Origin of the sequence: Microbacterium sp. LWH13-1.2 (genome assembly GCF_038397735.1) — a bacterium.
Taxonomy (GTDB): domain Bacteria; phylum Actinomycetota; class Actinomycetes; order Actinomycetales; family Microbacteriaceae; genus Microbacterium.
In genome coordinates this window covers 1,267,496-1,286,122 of the sequence record NZ_CP151635.1, presented here as the reverse complement: position 1 = coordinate 1,286,122, position 18,627 = coordinate 1,267,496, and the positions used below count along the sequence as shown (strand labels likewise).

Annotated in this window: 20 protein-coding genes and 2 tRNA genes; 13 read left to right on the top strand and 9 right to left on the bottom strand. The window is 66.8% G+C overall.

Going from position 1 to position 18,627, the window contains the following annotated elements; genetic code table 11:
* Positions 1-51 precede the first annotated feature (51 nt).
* From pepN to MRBLWH13_RS05945, 4 genes are all read left to right on the top strand, one after another.
* Positions 52-2,604 (top strand): aminopeptidase N, encoded by a 2,553-nt coding sequence (gene pepN / locus MRBLWH13_RS05960; RefSeq protein ID WP_341957361.1) that lies wholly within the window; start codon positions 52-54, stop codon positions 2,602-2,604.
* Between the two features lie 73 nt (positions 2,605-2,677).
* A complete protein-coding gene (locus MRBLWH13_RS05955) occupies positions 2,678-3,751 on the top strand; it encodes a mechanosensitive ion channel domain-containing protein (RefSeq protein ID WP_341957360.1) in 1,074 nt (357 codons plus the stop codon).
* Positions 3,748-4,197, top strand: coding sequence for a globin (locus MRBLWH13_RS05950; RefSeq protein ID WP_341957359.1), 450 nt, complete (start codon positions 3,748-3,750; stop codon positions 4,195-4,197). The genes MRBLWH13_RS05955 and MRBLWH13_RS05950 overlap by 4 nt, the downstream gene beginning before the upstream one ends.
* Positions 4,194-5,852, top strand: a complete 1,659-nt coding sequence (locus tag MRBLWH13_RS05945) for an FAD-binding dehydrogenase (protein ID WP_341957358.1) — start codon at positions 4,194-4,196, stop codon at positions 5,850-5,852. Before MRBLWH13_RS05950 ends, MRBLWH13_RS05945 begins: the two co-directional genes overlap by 4 nt.
* 27 nt (positions 5,853-5,879) lie before the next feature.
* Here MRBLWH13_RS05945 and MRBLWH13_RS05940 read toward each other — a convergent pair whose 3' ends face one another.
* Positions 5,880-6,545 carry a hypothetical protein gene (locus MRBLWH13_RS05940; protein WP_341957357.1) on the bottom strand — a complete coding sequence of 222 codons (666 nt, stop codon included), beginning with the start codon at positions 6,543-6,545 and terminating at the stop codon, positions 5,880-5,882.
* Positions 6,546-6,596: 51 nt separating this feature from the next.
* Between MRBLWH13_RS05940 and MRBLWH13_RS05935 the strand changes: the two genes are divergently transcribed.
* Complete coding sequence (locus tag MRBLWH13_RS05935; protein WP_341957356.1) at positions 6,597-7,484, top strand: acyl-CoA thioesterase II; 888 nt, start codon at positions 6,597-6,599, stop codon at positions 7,482-7,484.
* Between the two features lie 114 nt (positions 7,485-7,598).
* On the opposite strand, the gene MRBLWH13_RS05930 is transcribed toward MRBLWH13_RS05935, so the two are convergent.
* The 4 genes from MRBLWH13_RS05930 to ssb all read right to left on the bottom strand — a co-directional run bounded on the left by MRBLWH13_RS05930 (position 7,599) and on the right by ssb (position 11,015).
* Positions 7,599-8,087, bottom strand: coding sequence for a thioesterase family protein (locus MRBLWH13_RS05930; RefSeq protein ID WP_341957355.1), 489 nt, complete (start codon positions 8,085-8,087; stop codon positions 7,599-7,601).
* 7 nt (positions 8,088-8,094) lie between these two features.
* On the bottom strand, positions 8,095-9,774 hold the full coding sequence (ettA, locus tag MRBLWH13_RS05925; RefSeq protein WP_341957354.1) for an energy-dependent translational throttle protein EttA: 1,680 nt from the start codon (positions 9,772-9,774) through the stop codon (positions 8,095-8,097).
* Between the two features lie 123 nt (positions 9,775-9,897).
* Entirely contained in the window at positions 9,898-10,395 is a 498-nt protein-coding gene (locus MRBLWH13_RS05920; protein WP_341957353.1) for a hypothetical protein, read from the bottom strand.
* An 83-nt stretch (positions 10,396-10,478) separates the two neighbouring features.
* A complete protein-coding gene (gene ssb / locus MRBLWH13_RS05915) occupies positions 10,479-11,015 on the bottom strand; it encodes a single-stranded DNA-binding protein (RefSeq protein WP_341957352.1) in 537 nt (178 codons plus the stop codon).
* A gap of 207 nt (positions 11,016-11,222) precedes the next feature.
* Between ssb and MRBLWH13_RS05910 the strand changes: the two genes are divergently transcribed.
* Positions 11,223-11,492 carry a hypothetical protein gene (locus tag MRBLWH13_RS05910; RefSeq protein ID WP_341957351.1) on the top strand — a complete coding sequence of 90 codons (270 nt, stop codon included), beginning with the start codon at positions 11,223-11,225 and terminating at the stop codon, positions 11,490-11,492.
* 23 nt (positions 11,493-11,515) lie between these two features.
* Here the strand turns inward: MRBLWH13_RS05910 and MRBLWH13_RS05905 are convergent.
* Positions 11,516-11,588 (bottom strand) — tRNA-Arg (locus MRBLWH13_RS05905).
* Between the two features lie 59 nt (positions 11,589-11,647).
* Here MRBLWH13_RS05905 and orn point away from each other — a divergent pair.
* The 7 genes from orn (at position 11,648) to MRBLWH13_RS05870 (ending at position 16,421) form a co-directional block, all read left to right on the top strand.
* Positions 11,648-12,274 carry an oligoribonuclease gene (gene orn, locus MRBLWH13_RS05900; RefSeq protein WP_341957350.1) on the top strand — a complete coding sequence of 209 codons (627 nt, stop codon included), beginning with the start codon at positions 11,648-11,650 and terminating at the stop codon, positions 12,272-12,274.
* Between the two features lie 36 nt (positions 12,275-12,310).
* A tRNA-His gene (locus MRBLWH13_RS05895) sits at positions 12,311-12,386 on the top strand.
* A gap of 117 nt (positions 12,387-12,503) precedes the next feature.
* Positions 12,504-14,594 (top strand): heavy metal translocating P-type ATPase, encoded by a 2,091-nt coding sequence (locus MRBLWH13_RS05890; RefSeq protein ID WP_341957349.1) that lies wholly within the window; start codon positions 12,504-12,506, stop codon positions 14,592-14,594.
* A 35-nt stretch (positions 14,595-14,629) separates the two neighbouring features.
* Entirely contained in the window at positions 14,630-15,259 is a 630-nt protein-coding gene (locus tag MRBLWH13_RS05885; protein WP_341957348.1) for a LysE family transporter, read from the top strand.
* A gap of 36 nt (positions 15,260-15,295) precedes the next feature.
* The gene (locus MRBLWH13_RS05880) at positions 15,296-15,643 is read left to right on the top strand and encodes a metallopeptidase family protein (RefSeq protein ID WP_056509790.1); all 348 of its coding nucleotides are present in this window, start codon (positions 15,296-15,298) and stop codon (positions 15,641-15,643) included.
* Positions 15,640-15,933, top strand: a complete 294-nt coding sequence (gene clpS, locus MRBLWH13_RS05875) for an ATP-dependent Clp protease adapter ClpS (RefSeq protein ID WP_341957347.1) — start codon at positions 15,640-15,642, stop codon at positions 15,931-15,933. Before MRBLWH13_RS05880 ends, clpS begins: the two co-directional genes overlap by 4 nt.
* Positions 15,930-16,421, top strand: a complete 492-nt coding sequence (locus MRBLWH13_RS05870) for a DUF2017 family protein (protein WP_341957345.1) — start codon at positions 15,930-15,932, stop codon at positions 16,419-16,421. The genes clpS and MRBLWH13_RS05870 overlap by 4 nt, the downstream gene beginning before the upstream one ends.
* Before the next feature lie 4 nt (positions 16,422-16,425).
* Here the strand turns inward: MRBLWH13_RS05870 and MRBLWH13_RS05865 are convergent, their stop codons facing one another.
* The 3 genes from MRBLWH13_RS05865 to dinB are packed head-to-tail and all read right to left on the bottom strand — an operon-like array spanning position 16,426 to position 18,602.
* Positions 16,426-17,007 (bottom strand): hypothetical protein, encoded by a 582-nt coding sequence (locus tag MRBLWH13_RS05865; protein ID WP_341957343.1) that lies wholly within the window; start codon positions 17,005-17,007, stop codon positions 16,426-16,428.
* On the bottom strand, positions 16,991-17,308 hold the full coding sequence (locus MRBLWH13_RS05860) for a hypothetical protein (RefSeq protein ID WP_341957342.1): 318 nt from the start codon (positions 17,306-17,308) through the stop codon (positions 16,991-16,993). Before MRBLWH13_RS05860 ends, MRBLWH13_RS05865 begins: the two co-directional genes overlap by 17 nt.
* A gap of 37 nt (positions 17,309-17,345) precedes the next feature.
* Positions 17,346-18,602, bottom strand: coding sequence for a DNA polymerase IV (dinB, locus tag MRBLWH13_RS05855; protein ID WP_341957341.1), 1,257 nt, complete (start codon positions 18,600-18,602; stop codon positions 17,346-17,348).
* Between the last annotated feature and the right edge of the window lie 25 nt (positions 18,603-18,627).

The window sequence follows — 18,627 nt, the reverse complement described above, 5'->3', positions numbered from 1 at the left end:
GCCAACTGCGCTGGGTTGCGGCAGCATCCCCTCACCCCTGGGAGTACCGCTGTGCCTGGAGAGAATCTCACCCGCATCGAAGCGCAGGAGCGCCGCGACGTCGTCGACACCCAGTCGTACGAGGTCTCGCTCGACCTGACGAAGGGTGCCGAGGTCTTCGGCTCCCGCAGCGTCGTGCGCTTCACCGCGACGCCGGAGAGCTTCACCTTCATCGATCTGATCGCCCGCGAGGTCCGCGAGATCTCGCTGAACGGCGAGCAGCTCGATCCCGACGAGGTCTTCGCCGACTCGCGCATCGCCCTGTCCGGCCTGCAGGCGGAGAACGTCCTCGTGGTCGACGCCGACTGCGAGTACACGAACACCGGAGAGGGCCTGCACCGGTTCGTCGACCCGGTCGACGGCGAGGTCTACCTCTACTCGCAGTTCGAGGTTCCCGACTCGCGTCGCGTCTTCGCAGTGTTCGAGCAGCCCGACCTCAAGGCCACGTTCCAGTTCACGGTGACGGCACCGGCATCCTGGAAGGTCGTCTCGAACTCCCCCACCCCGGAACCGATCGTGCACGACGACGACACGGTCGCCACATGGGGTTTCGAGCCCACTCCGCGCATCTCCTCGTACATCACGGCGCTCGTCGCAGGTCCCTACGAGTCCACGTTCTCGGAGCTCACCAGCGCGTCCGGCCGCGTGATCCCCCTTGGCGTCTACGGTCGCAAGAGCCTGTGGCAGCACCTCGATGCCGACTACATCTTCGACAAGACCCGTGAGGGCTTCGCCTATTACGAGTCCAAGTTCGACGTTCCCTACCCGTTCGCCAAGTACGATCAGCTCTTCGTCCCCGAGTTCAACGCCGGCGCGATGGAGAACGCGGGCGCCGTGACCTTCACCGAGACGTACGTGTTCCGCAGCAAGGTGACCGACGCCGTCAAGGAGCGTCGCGTCGTCACGATCCTGCACGAGCTCGCCCACATGTGGTTCGGCGACCTGGTCACGATGAAGTGGTGGAACGACCTCTGGCTGAACGAGTCTTTCGCCGAGTGGGCGTCCACGATCGCCACCGCCGAGGCCACCGAGTGGACCGAGGCGTGGACGACGTTCAACGCGATGGAGAAGACCTGGGCGTACCGCCAGGATCAGCTGCCGTCGACGCACCCGATCACCGCGGTGATCAACGACCTCGAGGACGTGCAGGTCAACTTCGACGGCATCACCTACGCGAAGGGCGGCTCGGTGCTCAAGCAGCTCGCCGCATGGGTGGGCATCGAGGAGTTCTTCGCAGGTGTCTCGCAGTACTTCAAGAAGCACTCCTGGGGCAACACCGAGCTCAGCGACCTGCTCGTCGAGCTCGAAGCGACCAGCGGCCGCGACCTCAGCACCTGGTCGAAGAAGTGGCTCGAGACCGCAGGCGTCAACACGCTGGAGCCGGTCATCGCTGAAGACTCCGACGGCACGATCTCGCGCTTCGCCGTCACCCAGACCGCACCGGCCGACTACCCGACGATCCGTCCGCACCGCCTCGGCATCGGCTTCTACACCCTGACCGACGGCGCCCTGGTGCGCACCCACTACGCCGAGGTCGACGTCGACGGCGACCGCACCGAGGTCCCCGAGCTGCACGGGATCAAGCGCCCCGACCTCGTGCTCCTCAACGACAACGACCTCGCCTACGCCAAGATCCGCCTCGACGAGCGCTCACTCGCCACCGCGATCGCCCACCTCGCCGACATCAGCGACCCCCTCGCCCGCTCCCTTGTCTGGGGCGCCGCCTGGGATCAGACCCGCGACGCCGAGACCGCCGCAACCGACTACATCGATCTCGTGCTCGGCAACATCGGTCGTGAGTCCGAGTCGACCACGGTGCGCACGACGCTCGCTCAGCTCCGCACGGCCGCGACCCTCTACGTCACGCCCGAGACGCGTCTCGCGGCGCGTCAGAAGGTCGCGGACGGTCTCTGGGCACTCGCCGAGTCCGCCGAGTCAGGCAGCGACAGCCAGCTGCAGTTCGTCACGGCCTTCGCGAACGCGCTGGTCACCCCCGAGCACGCCGGCATCATCGGTCGACTGCGGTCGGGTGAGGAGACCCTCCCCGGGCTCGAGATCGACGCTGACCTCAGCTGGCAGCTCCTCGTCGGCCTCGCCACCATCGGCGCCACCGACGCTGCGTCCATCGACGCGGCGCTCTCGGCTGACAACACCGCGAAGGGCGGCGAGTTCGCTGCTCAGGCCCGCGCGGCCCTGCCGGATGCCGCATCGAAGAAGGCCGCCTGGGCGTCGCTGATCGAGCGCGATGACGCTCCGAACACGATCGTGCGTTCGGCGGCCCTCGGATTCGTGCACCCCGCAGGCGCCGAGTCGCTGCGCGCATTCGTCCCCGCGTACTTCGACATGCTGATCCCGATCTGGGAGTCCCGCACGTACCAGATCGCCCAGTACTTGATCGTGGGCCTTTTCCCGACCGCGATCGCCGACGTCGAGCTCCGCGACTCCACGCGAGCGTGGCTCTCGGCCCACCAGGATGCCGCCCCCGCGCTGCGTCGCCTCGTGCTCGAGAACCTCGCCGACGTCGAGCGTGCTCTCGCGGCGCAGTCTCGCGACGCGGAGGACTGACACCCGTCTCCCGATCAGGCCTCTGTGCGGTGCGTCCAGCCCGCGCAGAGGCCTGATCGCTACTCTGGAGGGGATGATGCAGCCATTCGAAATAGACCCCGATACCGTACCCACAGAGCTCCCCAAATGGTGGGCTGACACATTGACCGTGCTCGGGGTCGTCGGCGGGAAGGCGCTCCAGGTCGCGCTCATCATCGCGGCGTGTGTCGTGATCGCGCTCGTCCTGCGTGTGGTCATCAGACGAGTCGTGCACCGCATCGTCGACAGCGCCAAGAACAAGGCCGCCGTCGACGACACACAGGCTCTCGAACGCTCGCCTCTGGCCGACATGCGTCTGGTGCAGCGCACGCGAACCCTCGGGACGATCCTGCAGAACATCGTCAACGTGATGCTCGTCGTGATCGCCGTGGTGCTGATCGTCAACGTTCTCGACAACACCCTCCTCGGTTCCCTCACACTGCTGACGGCAGCAGTCGGCGCCGGCCTCGGTTTCGGTGCGCAGAACATCGTCAAGGACGTCCTCAACGGCATGTTCATCGTCGCGGAGGATCAGATCGGCATCGGCGACGTCGTCGATCTCGGCCTCGCCTCTGGTGTGGTCGAGTACGTCAGCGTGCGCATCACCCAGGTCCGCGACGTCAACGGCACGCTCTGGTACGTGCGCAACGGCGAGGTGACCCGCATCGGCAACATGTCGCAGGGCTGGGCGCGTGCGATCATCGATCTCGGCGTCCCGGTGGATTCCGATCTCGAGAACGTCGAGAAGATCATGCTCGACACCGCACTGAGCCTCTCGAAGGACCCGAAGTGGCGCACGCGCATCATCGAGAAGCCGGAGCTGTGGGGCCTCGAGTCGATCGACGGCGACGCCCTGGTCGTCCGACTCGTCATCAAGGCGCGAGCCAACGCGAAGGATGACGTCGCGCAGGAGCTGCGCAAGCGTCTGCGCGCGGCCCTCCTCGAGAACGAGATCTCCTTCCCGAGCATGACCACCGTGATCCCCACCGGGCTCGACGGCGCTCGTCGCGTGCGCGGCGCGAACCCGCCCAAGACGCGTCCGAATGCCGTCACGGGCGTGCCGGTCATCCCGGACCGCGGAATCTGGCGGCGCAAGAAGACCAACGACGACGGGAGCCCCCAGAAGTGACCTTCTACGACGAGGTCGGCGGTCGCGAGACGTTCGCGAAGATCGTGTCGGTGTTCTACCGCGAGGTGGCCCTCGACCCGGTCCTGAAGCCGATGTATCCCGAGGAGGACCTCGGCCCTGCCGAAGAGCGCCTCCTGATGTTCCTCGAGCAGTACTGGGGCGGCCCGACGACCTACGGCGAGACGCGCGGCCATCCTCGTCTGCGGATGCGCCATATGCCGTTCCACGTCGATACCGACGCCCGCGATCGGTGGCTTCGTCACATGCGGACCGCTGTGGACGAGGCGCAGTTGTCGCCGCTCCACGAATCCACTCTGTGGGACTATCTCGAGCGCGCCGCGTATGCCATGGTGAACACATTCGAGCCGTCAGGCATCGGCACCTCCGCAGCCGGGCGCCCCACGCTCGAGACGCGATCACGTCAGGAATCAACGGAGAGCACATGACGAACACGCCCCTGTCTGCAGACGTCCTGGTCATCGGATGGGGGCTCGCCGGGCTCGTCGCCGCCGGTGAGGCGCTCGATGCCGGGCGTCGTGTGATCCTGATCGATCAAGAGCCGCGCACGAACCTCGGCGGCCAGGCGTGGTGGTCGTTCGGCGGCCTGTTCTTCATCGATTCACCCGAGCAGCGTCGCATGGGCATCCGCGACTCGCTCGCGCTCGCCACGCAGGATTGGTTCGGCACCGCGGCCTTCGACCGCCCCGAAGACGATTGGCCGCGACGGTGGGCCGAGGCGTATCTGCAGTTCGCAGCCGGCGAGAAGCGCGCCTGGCTGCGCGAACGGGGCGTCAGCTTCTTCCCGGTGGTCGGCTGGGCCGAACGCGGCGGATACGGCGCTCTGGGGCCCGGGAACTCCGTTCCCCGCTTCCACATCACCTGGGGCACGGGACCAGGAGTCGTCGCCCCGTTCGTCGCCGCCGTCGAGCAGGGCGAGCGCGAGGGCCGTGTCACGATCCTCCCCCGCCACCGGGTGACCGAACTCATCATGACGGATGGGGCCGTGACCGGTGCGCGCGGGACCGTCCTCGAATCCACCCCGGCGGCTCGGGGCGTCGAGTCCTCTCGCGCGGTCATCGGCGATTTCGAGATCAGCGCGGGTGCGACGATCGTGTCATCCGGCGGAATCGGCGGTAACCACGACCTCGTACGTGCGGCCTGGCCGACGAGTCTGGGCATCCCGCCCGAGCAGATGCTGACGGGGGTGCCCGCCTATGTCGACGGATCCATGCACGCCGTCTCTGCGGCCGCCGGAGCCCGTCTCATAAATGGCGACCGCATGTGGCACTACGTCGAGGGCATCAAGAACTGGGATCCGGTATGGCCGTCCCACGGCATCCGGATCCTCCCCGGGCCGTCCTCTCTGTGGCTCGATGCGACGGGAAAGCGGCTGCCTGTCCCGCTGTTCCCCGGGTTCGACACGCTGGGCACACTGGCCCACCTGCGCACGACGGGGCACGATCATTCGTGGTTCGTGACATCCCGCCAGATCATCGAGAAGGAGTTCGCGCTCTCGGGCAGCGAGCAGAATCCCGACCTGACGGGCAAGGACGTCGCGCTGCTGCTCAAGTCGCGACTCGCCAAGGGACCGACGGGGCCGGTGCAGGCGTTCCTCGACGAGGGCGAAGACTTCATCGTCGAGAACGACCTCGAGTCACTGCTGGAGCAGATGAGCCGACACCCGGGCGGAGAGTCGCTCGACATCGATCACGTCCGCCGTGAGGTCGTGGCTCGCGACAGGGAGATGGACAACGAGTTCACCAAGGACGCGCAGATCGGGATGCTGCGCTCGATGCGCGGTTACCGGGGCGACAAGCTGATCCGCACCGCCGCGCCGCACCGGCTGCAGGATCCGGCCGCAGGCCCTCTCGTCGCCGTCAAGCTGCACGTCCTCACGAGGAAGTCCCTCGGCGGGATCAACACCGATCTCGACGGGCGTGCGCTCGGCGCCGACGGTGAGCCCATCTCCGGGCTCTTCGCCGCTGGTGAGGCGAGCGGCTTCGGAGGCGGCGGCGTCCACGGGTATCGAGCGCTCGAGGGCACGTTCCTCGGCGGATGCCTGTTCTCGGGTCGGCAGGCCGGCCGCGCCGCAGCGCGCTGATCCGGTCGACGGGTCCCCGGGTCGGTGCTACTCCGCCGTGCCGGTGCCGCGCACGGCCGTGAGGCCGATGGCCACGGGCCCGCGGGCGAGAACGTGACCACGGCGGAAGGCGAGACGAGTCCATCGCCCTGACGTCATGACGGGCACATCCTCTTCGCCGGAGATGAAGCCGAAGGCATCCGCGGCGAACGCCACTCCCCGCGGCAGTCCACCGAGATCCTCATCGGGCGCACCCCAGATCGCCGCGCGCAGAGCACGGACGGCTTCCTCTCCTGATCCCGGTGTCGCTCCTCGCGCGACCGCGCTGATGCCCCACTGCGCTCGCTGGGCGATCACGGATGCCGCGAGGCTCGATGTCGCCTGCCACTGGCCACGCGGCGGCGCGACTCCTGCCCACGCGGGCGAGAGGCCGGTCTCGGGGAAGGTGAGCGCGCGCTCATCGGCGGTCGGGCTGAGCGATGCCACCACGACGTCGCACTCGAGCTCGGGATCGACCTCGACTATGCGCATAGCGAGCACGGTCGGGGTCTGATCGAACAGCCCGTGGGGCGCGAGAGCCGCTCCCGTCAGCGCGAGAACCCCGTTCGCCGCCTGAAGCCGCACGCCTTCGTCGGAGATGCGCGTCGCTCGTCCGAGGAAGGTCAGGACGTCTTTCGACGTGGCGGAATCGGCGAGAAGGAGCTGGTGCGGCACACCCTCTAAACTAGCAACGCCAGCGGCATCCGCAGTCGCGGGAAGGAAGTCATGACCGCCGACGCACACGCGATCCGCACTGTCGAGCAGCTCCTGGAGGTGCTGGATCTCGATTCGACGCAGGCCCGCACGACCGAGGACATCTTCACCGGGTCGTCGCACGCGATGCCGTCCGGTCGCATCTACGGGGGTCAGGTGCTCGCACAGAGCCTGCTCGCGGCCGAGAGGACTCTTCCCGAAGACCGAGCGGTGCATTCGATGCACGGGTACTTCCTGCGCCCCGGCGACGCGGGTCAGGGCATCACCATCGCTGTCGACCGCATCCACGACGGTCGGTCGTTCTCGACCCGTCGCTCGCAGGCGTATCAGAACGGAGTGCCGATCTTCTCGATGATCGCGTCGTTCCAGGACGACGATCCCGGCGTCGAGCATGCGGTGGCGATGCCCGAAGGCGTCCCGTCTCCGGATTCCCTGCTGCCCGACGAGCAGCGTGTCGAGGGGCTGCCTCCAGGAACCGCCCGAATGCTGAGCGATCGAGCCGCCGACGTGCGTCACGTCGATTCGCCGCTCTTCCTGCCGAGCGATGACGCACGCGTCCCGCAGCAGGCCGTGTGGATGCGGCTGCGCGCTCCGCTGCCCGACGATCAGCGCATCCATCGGGCGGCGCTGGCATACCTGAGTGACATGACCATTCAGGAGTCGATCCTGCGCGCGCATGGCGTGTACTGGGCGCTCCCAGGTCTGAAGGTCGCGAGCCTCGATCACGCGATGTGGTGGCATCGACCGGCTCGCGTGGACGAGTGGCTCCTGTACCTTCAGGAGTCGCCCAACGCGCGGGGAGGACGCGGCCTCGCACAGGGCCGGATCTACACGCAGGCCGGCGAGCTGGTCGCCTCCGTCGCACAGGAGATCATGGTCAGGGTTCCGTCGCGGGACTGACGCCGAGGTTTCGAACGGAGCGACCGCCCGAGCCTGCTGAGACCGGCGATTCAGATGGTGTGCTCGGTCGTGTCTGACCGTCGATCCGAGTCGGCCCCACGTCTCCTGAGCCGCTCAGCGGTGCGCGTACTCGATCGAGGCGCCGACGAACGGCTCCCACGCATCACGCATCTCCTGTGTCAGACGCGTAGGTCGGCCCGTGGCCGCATCGACGAGGACGATGATCGCCGTGGATCGTGCGTAGATCGTGCGAGGCGCGGCCTCGGGATCGTTGTGCACTTCGTAGCAGACCTCGACGCTCGAGCCACCGAGCTTGCCGAACCACATCTGCACCTCGAGCGGCCGGCGCTGATAGGGCACCGGAGCGAGGTACTCGATCTCCTGACGCGCGATGAGAGTGAGGATCCCCTCGTCGAGCCCCGAGTCGAGAACAGCGGTCGACGGTGCCTGTTCACCGGGGCCCGCACGCCAGAACGCGCGCACGCGCGCTTCCTCGAGGAGCTTGAGCATCGAGGTGTTGTTGACGTGGTTGAACGCATCCAGATCGCCCCAACGCAGGTGGATCGGGATGTGCAGGCGGGGCCCCGGCATCAGGTCGGACATTCTCGACTCAGTCGCGCGTGAGCTTGCGGTGCGTGGAACGATGCGGCTTGGCGGCGTCAGCACCGAGGCGCTGGATCTTGTTCTCCTCGTACGCCTCGAAGTTGCCCTCGAACCAGTACCACTGGTCGGGCTTCTCGTCGGTGCCTTCGTACGCGAGGATGTGCGTCGCGATGCGGTCGAGGAACCACCGGTCGTGAGTGATGACCACAGCACAGCCGGGGAACTCGAGGAGTGCATTCTCGAGCGAGCTCAGGGTCTCGACGTCGAGGTCGTTGGTGGGCTCGTCGAGGAGGAGGAGGTTGCCGCCCTCCTTGAGGGTGAGAGCGAGGTTCAGACGGTTGCGCTCACCACCGGAGAGCACACCCGCCTTCTTCTGCTGATCCGGACCCTTGAAGCCGAACTTGGAGACGTATGCCCGCGACGGGATCTCGGTCTTGCCGACGGTGATGAAGTCGAGCCCGTCTGACACGACCTCCCACAACGTCTTGTCGGGGTCGATGTTCGAGCGCGACTGGTCGACGTAGCTGATCTTGACGGTCTCGCCGATCTTGAGGTCACCGCCGTCGAGCGGCTCGAGGCCGACGATCGTCTTGAAGAGCGTGGTCTTACCGACACCGTTCGGGCCGATCACGCCGACGATGCCGTTCGGCGGAAGGCTGAAGCTGAGACCGTCGATGAGTGAACGCCCGTCGAAGCCCTTCTGCAGCTTCTTGGCATCGATCACGATGCTTCCCAGACGCGGACCCGCGGGGATCTGGATCTCTTCGAAGTCGAGCTTCCTGGTCCGCTCGGCCTCGGTCGCCATCTCTTCGTAGCGCGCGAGACGAGCCTTGGACTTGGTCTGACGACCCTTCGCGCTGGACCGGACCCACTCCAGCTCCTCTTTGAGGCGCTTGGCGAGCTTGGCGTCCTTCTTGCCCTGGATCTCGAGGCGTTCGCCCTTCTTCTCCAGGTACGTCGAGTAGTTGCCCTCGTAGCCGATCAGGCGGCCACGGTCGACCTCGGCGATCCACTCGGCGACGTGGTCGAGGAAGTACCGGTCGTGGGTGATGGCGATGACGGCGCCCTTGTAGGCCTGCAGGTGCTGCTCGAGCCAGAGCACGCTCTCGGCGTCGAGGTGGTTGGTCGGCTCGTCGAGCAGAAGCAGGTCGGGCTTCTGGAGCAGCAGCTTCGCCAGCGCGACACGACGCTTCTCTCCGCCGGAGAGCGGCGCGATCGCGGCGTCTCCCGGCGGGGTGCGCAGAGCATCCATGGCCTGCTCCAGCTGCGAGTCGAGGTCCCAGCCGTCTGCGGCGTCGATCTCCTCCTGCAGAGTGCCCATCTCGGCGAGCAGCGAATCGAAGTCCGCGTCCGGGTCGGCCATCAACATGGAGATCTCGTTGAAGCGGTCGACCTTCGCCTTGATCGCGATGCCGTCCTGGATGTTCTCGATGACCGTCTTGGTCTCATCGAGCTCGGGCTCCTGCATGAGGATTCCGACCGAGAATCCCGGGGAGAGCTTCGCCTCACCGTTCGACGGCGTGTCCATGCCCGCCATGATCTTGAGGATCGTCGACTTACCGGCACCGTTCGGGCCCACCATGCCGATCTTGGCACCGGGAAGGAACGCCATCGTGACATCGTCGAGGATGAGCTTGTCACCCACCGCCTTGCGCGCACGAACCATCGAGTAGATGTACTCAGCCACCGAAAAACGCTCCTTCTGTTGGCGTCGAAGATCGACACTCCAGCCTACCGGCCTCTGTGCCCGTCGCTGTCGAGACGAGTCGACGTATCGCGAACCGTCGGAACCCGAGCGGACACCCGGTGATCACCAGTCGATCGCGCGCGTCGCACCGATCAGACAGCGCCCCTCCGCCAGCTGCGGCAGGACCGCCGTGACGGGTGCGCCCGTCGACGGCCCGACCTGCCCCACGAGACAATCGGCGTCACCCCATCGCACCGAGAACTGAATGCTCTCGGCCGGGTTGCCGACCGTCGTCACGTCCTGAGTCACCTGCATCGCCGCCCGATCGAATCCTGCGGCGATGAGCGCATCGATGTAGGCGCGGCCCGACACGTTCTGCCCTGAGCCCCACACCTGTTCCGTCACAGCCGCGAACAGCGGAAGGTTGTCCTCCGCCGTGCCGTCCGCGACGAACGCGGGCGCCGCGGGGGTTTCCGTCGGCCTCGGCGACACCCCGGCATCCGTCGGTGCGGGCGTCGGGGATGCAGTGGGACCGCACGAGGTCAGCAGCAGGATCAGCGAGGCCGCCGCGCCTGTCGCGATCGCCGCACGCGATGCAGAGGAGTCCGGTCGTCGAAGCACGCCCCGAGTCTACGGTCGGACTCCCCCGCGCAGGTGCACGTCGGCATGGACGCTCTGCCCGCGATGGCGATCGCGTCACCGTGTCAGTACGTGAAGCTCGCTGAATCGACCGGCTGCTGTGCATGCGCCCCGTCAGACGTCGGCTGTGCATCCTTATCGGCCCACGCCGTCTCGATGTCCGACGTCTCGACGGGGGACGCTGCGGACGGATCATCGTGGACGGCACCCCCGCCGTTGCTCCTGGAGGGCGACTCCGGCGTCGAACGTGTGCTGCGGCGATAGGCGGTGGTGCCCCAGCGGAGATCATGGCCGATCGCATCCGCATCGATGTCGACGCTCGTACCCTGCTTTCCGTTGCTCTCCCAGGCGCGGATCTTCATCCTCCCCGTCACGATCACGCTGTCTCCTGAACGCAACGATGCTTTCGCGTGCTCCCCGAGCTGGCGAAACGCAGCGACTGAATACCAGTTCGTCGCGACGTCGACCCATGTCTGGGTCGCGTCATCGAAGCGGCGATGAGTGCTCGCCAATCGGAAGTTCGTGACGGTGACACCACTGGCGGTCCGACCCTGCGTGGGGTCGGTGGCGACGTTGCCGACGATGGTCACTGTGTCGTGCATGTTCTCTCCTCTGTGCACCGGGACACATGCCCGGGTCGCTCCAGAGTGGAGCCTGCGACCTCGCTGCCCACACCCGCAGCGCAGTGATCGTGCAAAACACCACCTCCTGAGCCACCGTGCAGAAAAAGTGGACGACGGGAAGCCGGTGAACCGGGGACCACAATGTCGGTGGTCGGTCATATGTTCGACCCACGAAAGGAGCCACCGATGTCCGACAACCTGATCACGTCCCTGCCCGAGGTCCCGTATGCCACGCCTCGTCTGTCGTCGCCGAAGGAGCATCTCGTGCGCGCCTCAGCCCACCTGTGGCGGGTGCAGGACGCCACAGGCCGCGTCCTCGGCCACCTCCGCCTTCTCCCCGATCCTCTCGGCATGCGATACCGCGCAGAGAGACTGCACCTCGCCACGGCATCATTCAGACTGGTCGGCGACTTCTGGAGGGCCGACGACGCCGTCGCCGCCCTGCGGAACGGCTGATGGCGGACATCGTCCGATTGCGGTGCCCCCGGCAGGATTCGAACCTGCGACCAAGAGATTAGAAGGCTCCTGCTCTATCCCCTGAGCTACGGAGGCGGGCAGTTCTACCGTACCGCGCCGAGCTCCGATGTCGGTGCCGTCGATAGTATGGCCCCATGGTATCTGCGTCAGAGAACGACCGCCTCGTCTGGATCGATTGCGAGATGACCGGGCTGGATCTCTCAGTCGATGAGCTCGTCGAGATCGCAGTCGTCATCACCGATTTCGAGTTGAACCCCGTCGATGCGGGCTTCCAGGTCGTCATTCGCCCGAGCGACGCGGCGCTCGAGAACATGAACGACTTCGTCACCAAGATGCATGAGACCTCGGGACTCATCACCGAGATCCCTGACGGCGTCTCGCTCGCCGAGGCCGAAGAGCAGACACTCGAGTACATCAAGCGATTCGCTCCTCTGGAGCGCAAGGCGCCGCTCGCCGGCAACACGATCGGCACCGATCGGATGTTCCTCGCCAAGTACATGCCGCAGGTCGACCAGTGGCTCCATTACCGCAACGTCGATGTCTCGAGCATCAAGGAGCTCTCCCGCCGGTGGTATCCGCGGGTGTTCTTCCAGGCGCCCGCGAAAGACGGCGGCCACCGAGCCCTGGCCGACATCCTCGAATCGATCCGTGAGCTGCGCTACTACCGCGAGGCCGTCTTCGTCGACGAGCCGGGCCCGTCGAGCGACGACGCTCGCGACATCGCGACGCGCACCGTGTCAGAGTTCGCTCCGAACATGTAATAGACTCATCTGGTCGCCAACTCCGGTTGGCGCATGGTGGGTATAGCTCAGCTGGTAGAGCGCTGGCTTGTGGTGCCGGATGTCGCGGGTTCGAGTCCCGTTACTCACCCCATCCAGAAGAGGTCCGAGTCGCTAGACTCGGGCCTCTTCTGTTTCCCCGGTAGATTTCTCGGAATACCCCCCGGGGGTATCTGGTTGACTTCAGTGACCTCACCGAAGGGACAAGCAGATGATTCACTCGGATGGATCGACACCGATCGATCACTCTTCTCACGACTTCACATCGGAGGCCGCGGCTCACGCCGGGCACGATGCTCACCCAGGGCACGCCGGGCACGACGCCCACGCCGGGCACGCAGACCACGTCTCCGGATTCCGGCGACTGTTCTGGATCATGCTCGTCGTGTCGATCCCCGTGACCGTCGCATCGCCGATGTTCGGCATGATCATCGGGTACGACATACCGGAGTGGGCGCGGTGGCTGGCGCCCGCACTCGGCACCCTGATGTACGTATGGGGTGGATCACCTTTCCTCACCGGCGCAGTGAGTGAGCTTCGCACTCGCAAGCCAGGGATGATGCTGCTGATAGGCCTCGCGATCACCGTCGCCTTCCTCGCGTCGTGGGGAGCGAGTCTGGGCGTGCTGCACCATCAACTGGAGTTCTGGTGGGAGCTGGCTCTGCTGATCGTCATCATGCTCTTGGGCCATTGGATCGAGATGCGCTCCCTGGCACAGACCACCTCGGCGCTCGACTCCCTCGCAGCTCTTCTTCCCGACGAAGCCGAGCGCATCGAGAACGGTGAGACCGTGCGGGTCTCCCCTGCCGAACTCAGAATCGGTGATGTCATCGTCATCCGACCGGGCGCACGTCTGCCCGCCGACGGGCGCATCCTCCAGGGCGCAGCGAGCGTTGACGAGTCCATGATCACCGGCGAGTCCCGGGCCGTGGCTCGCACCGCCGGCGACCCCGTCGTCGCAGGGACCGTGGCCACCGACTCGGGACTCCGCGTCGAGGTCACCGCCGTCGGCGCGGACACAGCGCTCGCCGGCATCCAGAGACTGGTCGCCGACGCCCAGGCGTCCTCATCTCGTGCGCAGCGGATCGCCGACCGCGCCGCTGCATGGCTCTTCTGGTTCGCGCTCGGGGCCGCTGCCATCACGGCCGTCGTATGGTCGGCCGTGGGGTCGCCCGATGAAGCCGTGATTCGCACTATCACCGTGTTGGTCATCGCGTGCCCGCACGCATTGGGCCTCGCGATCCCCCTTGTCGTCTCGATCGCAACCGAGCGTGCGGCGCGTGCCGGCATCCTCGTGAAGGACCGCTTGGCTCTGGAGACCATGCGCACGATCGACACCGTTCTCTTCGACAAGACGGGAACGCTCACGAAGGGGGCTCCCGCGGTCACCGCCGTCGAGCCCGTCGCCCCCTTCACAACCGACGACATCATCTCGCTCGCGGCAGCGGCGGAGCAGGACTCCGAGCACCCGCTGGCGAAGGCGATCGTGGACGCCGCCGGGGATCGACGTCTCGAGATACACGCTGCCGAGGACTTCCGATCATCTCCGGCTGTCGGAGTGAGCGCACGCATCGACGGCCGACGGGTGCAGGTCGGTGGCCCGCACCTGCTCACGGAGACCGACGCCACCGAGCTTCCGATCGCCGGGGCGTGGCGGACCGAGGGCGCGATCATCCTGCATGTCCTCGTCGATGATCGCGTGGTCGGTGCCCTGAAGCTCGCCGACGACATCCGCGCCGAATCGATCTCGGCTGTCGCGGCGCTGCGCGCACGCGGGATCGACGTCGTGATGATCACGGGAGACGCATCGGCGGTCGCGGAGAGCGTCGCTGCGCGGATCGGGATCGACCGGGTGTTCGCCGGTGTGCGCCCGGAAGACAAGGCAGCCAGAGTCCGCGCGCTCCAGGCAGAGGGACGGAAGGTCGCGATGGTGGGCGACGGCGTGAATGATGCACCAGCACTCGCACAGGCCGATGTAGGCCTGGCGATCGGCGCCGGAACCGACGTGGCGATCGCGTCCGCCGGTGTGATCCTCGCCGGAGACGACCCGCGCGCGGTCATCTCGGTCATCGAACTCTCGAAGGCGGGGTACCGCAAGATGACTCAGAACCTGTGGTGGGCGGCCGGCTACAATCTGCTGTCCGTGCCTCTCGCCGCCGGCATCCTCGCACCGGTCGGGTTCGTGCTCCCGATGTCCGTCGGCGCAGTCCTGATGTCTCTGTCGACGATCGTCGTAGCGCTGAACGCGCAGCTGCTCCGCCGGCTCGATCTGCGCATTCCGAGCATCGCCGCGACCGACTGAACGCCGGGATGGAGCGAGAGCCCTAGTATTGCGAGGTGTCACTCGCCGTGTGGTTCTCACTCCTGACCGCCTGTGCGGTGATCAGCTTCACGCCGGGCGCCGGTGCGATCAACACGATGTCGAACGCGCTCAGCCAAGGGTGGCGCCGATCGATCTGGGGCATCGTGGGCCAGCAGCTCGCGTTGATCGTCCACGTCGTGATCGTGGCGGCCGGACTCGGCCTCGTGGTGTCGCAATCCGAAGTGCTGTTCAACGTCATCCGATACGCCGGAGCCGCCTACCTCGTCTTCCTCGGAATCCGACTGATCCTGTCGAAGCCCGCTTCCGCAGAGCTCGAGGACGAGACCGGAGTCGATCCGCGCGAAGGCCACTGGTCCATGATCCGACGGGGCTTCTGGGTGAATCTCCTCAACCCGAAGGCGATCGTCTTCTTCCTCGCGTTCATCCCTCAGTTCATCCGCCTCGACCAGCCCCAGCTGCCCCAGTACCTCACCCTCATCGTCACGGTCATCGTGGTCGACGTCCTGGTGATGTGGGGATTCTTCGCAACCGCGGCCCGTCCGTTCCGCCGTCTGACGCAGTCGGTCAAAGGGCAGCGGATCCTGAACGGTGTCTTCGGTGCGCTCTTCATCGCGGTCGCCGCGCTCCTGGTGTTCCTCCACTGACGCTGCGCCCGCGCTCGCGGCAATAGGCTGGAACCGATGGAGATGGATGCTGCGCCCTTCGAGGAACTCGTGATCGACGAGCTCGACCGGCTACCCGATGAGATGGTCGACGGACTCGAGAACGTCGTCTTCGTCGTCGAGGACCGCCCTGAGGACGGGAGCCTCGACCTCCTCGGACTGTACGACGGCCTGGCGCTGACCGAGCGCACGCAGTACGGCTCCGGAGAGCTGCCCGACCGGATCGTCGTCTACCGCGAGCCGCATCTCGCAGCCTGCGAGGACGAAGACGAACTCCGCGACGAGGTCCACACCACCCTCGTCCACGAGATCGCCCACTTCTACGGCATCGATGACGCGCAGCTGCACGAGCTGGGGTGGGCATGACTCCCCTCGCCGCGCCTGACGTCGAAGAGATCGTCGAACTTACGGCCGCGCCCCTCGAACCCTGGGAGGTCGTCGTGTGGAACGATCCCGTCAATCTGATGAGCTACGTCGTGCGAGTCTTCCGCACCTACTTCGGGTACTCGCTGGAGCGGGCGACGCAGCTCATGCGCGCAGTCCATCACGAAGGCCAGGCCATCGTCGCCACGGGCCCCCGCGAGACCATGGAGGTGCACGCCCAGGCGATGCACGACTACGGCCTCTGGGCGACGGTGCGAAAGGCTGCACGATGACCGAGCTGACGGTGCACGTCCGGATGGCGAGAGTGGAGGGCGCACAGCTCGCACAGCTCGTCGACGACTTCCGTGAGCTGGTGGGGTCCGACCGCGATGCCACCGATCCGGCCATCGGGCGTCTCGCTCCCGATCCCTACCCCGACGACGAGGAAGCGTCGCGCTCCTTCAGCGACGCGACACGCGAGGATCTGCTCGATCGGCGCGCCCTCGATGCCGATGTGGTCAGGGCAGCTCTCGCCGATCTCCGCGGCGATCTGGACTCCATGTCTCAGGGCGAGGCGCTCACAGAGCACGACCTGGCGATCCGGCAGTCCGATGTCGACGCCTGGCTGCGCACGCTCACCGCGTTGCGTCTGGTGATCGCGGAGCGTCTCGGCATCGAGAGCGACGACGACCATGACCCTGACGACGCGCGGTTCGGCGTCTACGACTGGCTCGGTTACCGCCTCGAGCTCACCATCGAGGCGGCAGACGAGCTGCTGTGAGGCGTCAGGGGATCTCGACGACGCGCGTCGCGAGGGCTCGAGGATCATCCCTCGCGATGTGCGCATTCTCCTGCGCGGCCCACCGATCCCAGTGCGGGCGGTAGGTCTCGCCGTCGCGATTCAGCGCCCGTGCCTTGCGGCCAGGTTCCGCGGACTCGATCCAGACGCGCACATCGGCGATCGCCGCTGTCGCGGGTGTGAGAATACCGCTGCCCTCGATCAGCACACCCAGCGCCGGGTCCACCGCGTGGCTCTCGGCCTCGGCTTCGCGTTCCCAATCCCAGCGGCGCCACTCCCCGAGGTATCCGCGGCCGTGCGGGCGGAGGATGCCGTCGAGAGCACGCTCGACTCCGCTCTGGAGGCCGTCCCACCCGGGATAGATCGAGTCGAGGGCGACCAGCTGCACCCGCCCCACGATCGGCCACCGCTCGACCAGCATGCGTGCGAGCGTCGTCTTGCCCGCTCCGCTTCGTCCGTCGATGATGACGACAGGGTTAGCGGCCGAGAGGGCCCGGATGTCGTCGACGATCAGCGTCGAGGCGCGCGCGAGCGCGGCCCCGACGGGGTCGTCATTTCTTGAGGGCACGGATGATACGAGAGAATGCTCGTCCGGCGACGCAGACGCACGGCACAGCGACGACCAGCAGGGTCACGATGTTGGGCTCGAACCGAAGCCCCTCTTCGCGACGCACGTAGACGCCGACCGGCACGGAGATCCCGCCACCGCCGCCGCCTTCAGCACCGTCGCCGCTTCCGCCGCCGAATCCCGAGTAGGTGAAGGCCACCGGAGTGATGCTGACGCCGTCGACGTCCTGCGGCTCTCCGTACGCGCTCTTCACGCCGAACGACGCGGCCTGCTTTCCGAGTTCCAGTGCAATGTTGGGCATGGCTCCACGCTAGCCCAGGAAAGACGATGCGGAGAGGTCAATCCAGGCCGTGCGCCTTCGGATGCTGCGCTGCACCGCGTCCTGCACCTCGCCCGATGTGCCTCGCCCGACCGATCATGGCTGAGCCGAAACGCGCGACCGCATCGTCGACGGCACCCTCCACGCGCCGCCAGTCCTCGTCGTCGTCCCACAGACCGATGCCTCCACCGCCGGCGGGGCGGAGCTTCTCGGCACGCACACCGACGAGCCGCACAGGGTCGCGGCGCTCGATCTGCTCGAACAGCGCCTGCGCCGCTTCGCCGATCCTCTGGCCGACGGCGGTCGGCTCGGCGAGCGTCTGCGACCGGCTCAGGGTGCGGAAGTCGTCGAACCGGATCTTGATCGCGACTGTCGAGGTCTCCCACTCTGCCTTCCGCAGGCGTGCGGCAACGCGATCGGCCAGCCTCAGGAGCTCTGCACGCAAGTAAGCGCGATCGGAGATGTCCGTATCGAAGGTCTCCTCATGGCCGATGCTCTTCTCGATGCGCTCGGTCTCGACCGCCCGCGCGTCCTCGCCCCGAGACAGCTGCGCGAGGCGCGCACTCAGCGCCGGTCCTACCGCGCGGTCGAGCATCTCGGTCGTCGACGTGCGGATGTCGCGGATCGTGCGGATGCCGCGCCCTTCCAGAGCCTCGGCCGCCTTCGGACCCACGCCCCACATCGCCCGAACCGGTCGGGGATCGAGGAACGCCTGAGTGTCGGATGCGGCGATGACGAGCATGCCGTCCGGCTTGGAGATCGTCGACGCCATCTTCGCGACGTGCTTGGTCGCGGCGACTCCGACGCTGCACGTGATGCCTACCTGGTCGCTCACCCGCTCGCGCACGAGCTGGGCGATCTGCGCGGGACTCCCCCACAACCGTCTGACCCCACGGACGTCGAGGAACGCCTCATCGACCGACAGCGGCTCGACCAACGGAGTGATCGACTCGAAGATCGACATCACCTGGCGCGATACGGCCTGGTAGCGGTGGAAGTGCGGCGGCACGATTCTCGCCGACGGGCACAGGCGGATCGCCTGGGACACCGGCATCGCCGCACGGACCCCGTATCGACGGGCTTCGTAGGAGGCGCTCGACACGACGGAGCGGCCATCGGGCGCCCCGATGATCAACGGGAGCCCGCGAAGACTGGGATCGTCGAGCACCTCGACCGCCGCGTAGAACGCGTCCATGTCGACGTGCAGGATGCTCGTGCCGGTATCGTCGGCATCCGCGTACGACACGATGCGCCCTCTGCCGTCACCGTGTCCCATGAGACCATTCTCCCCCGGACCTCCG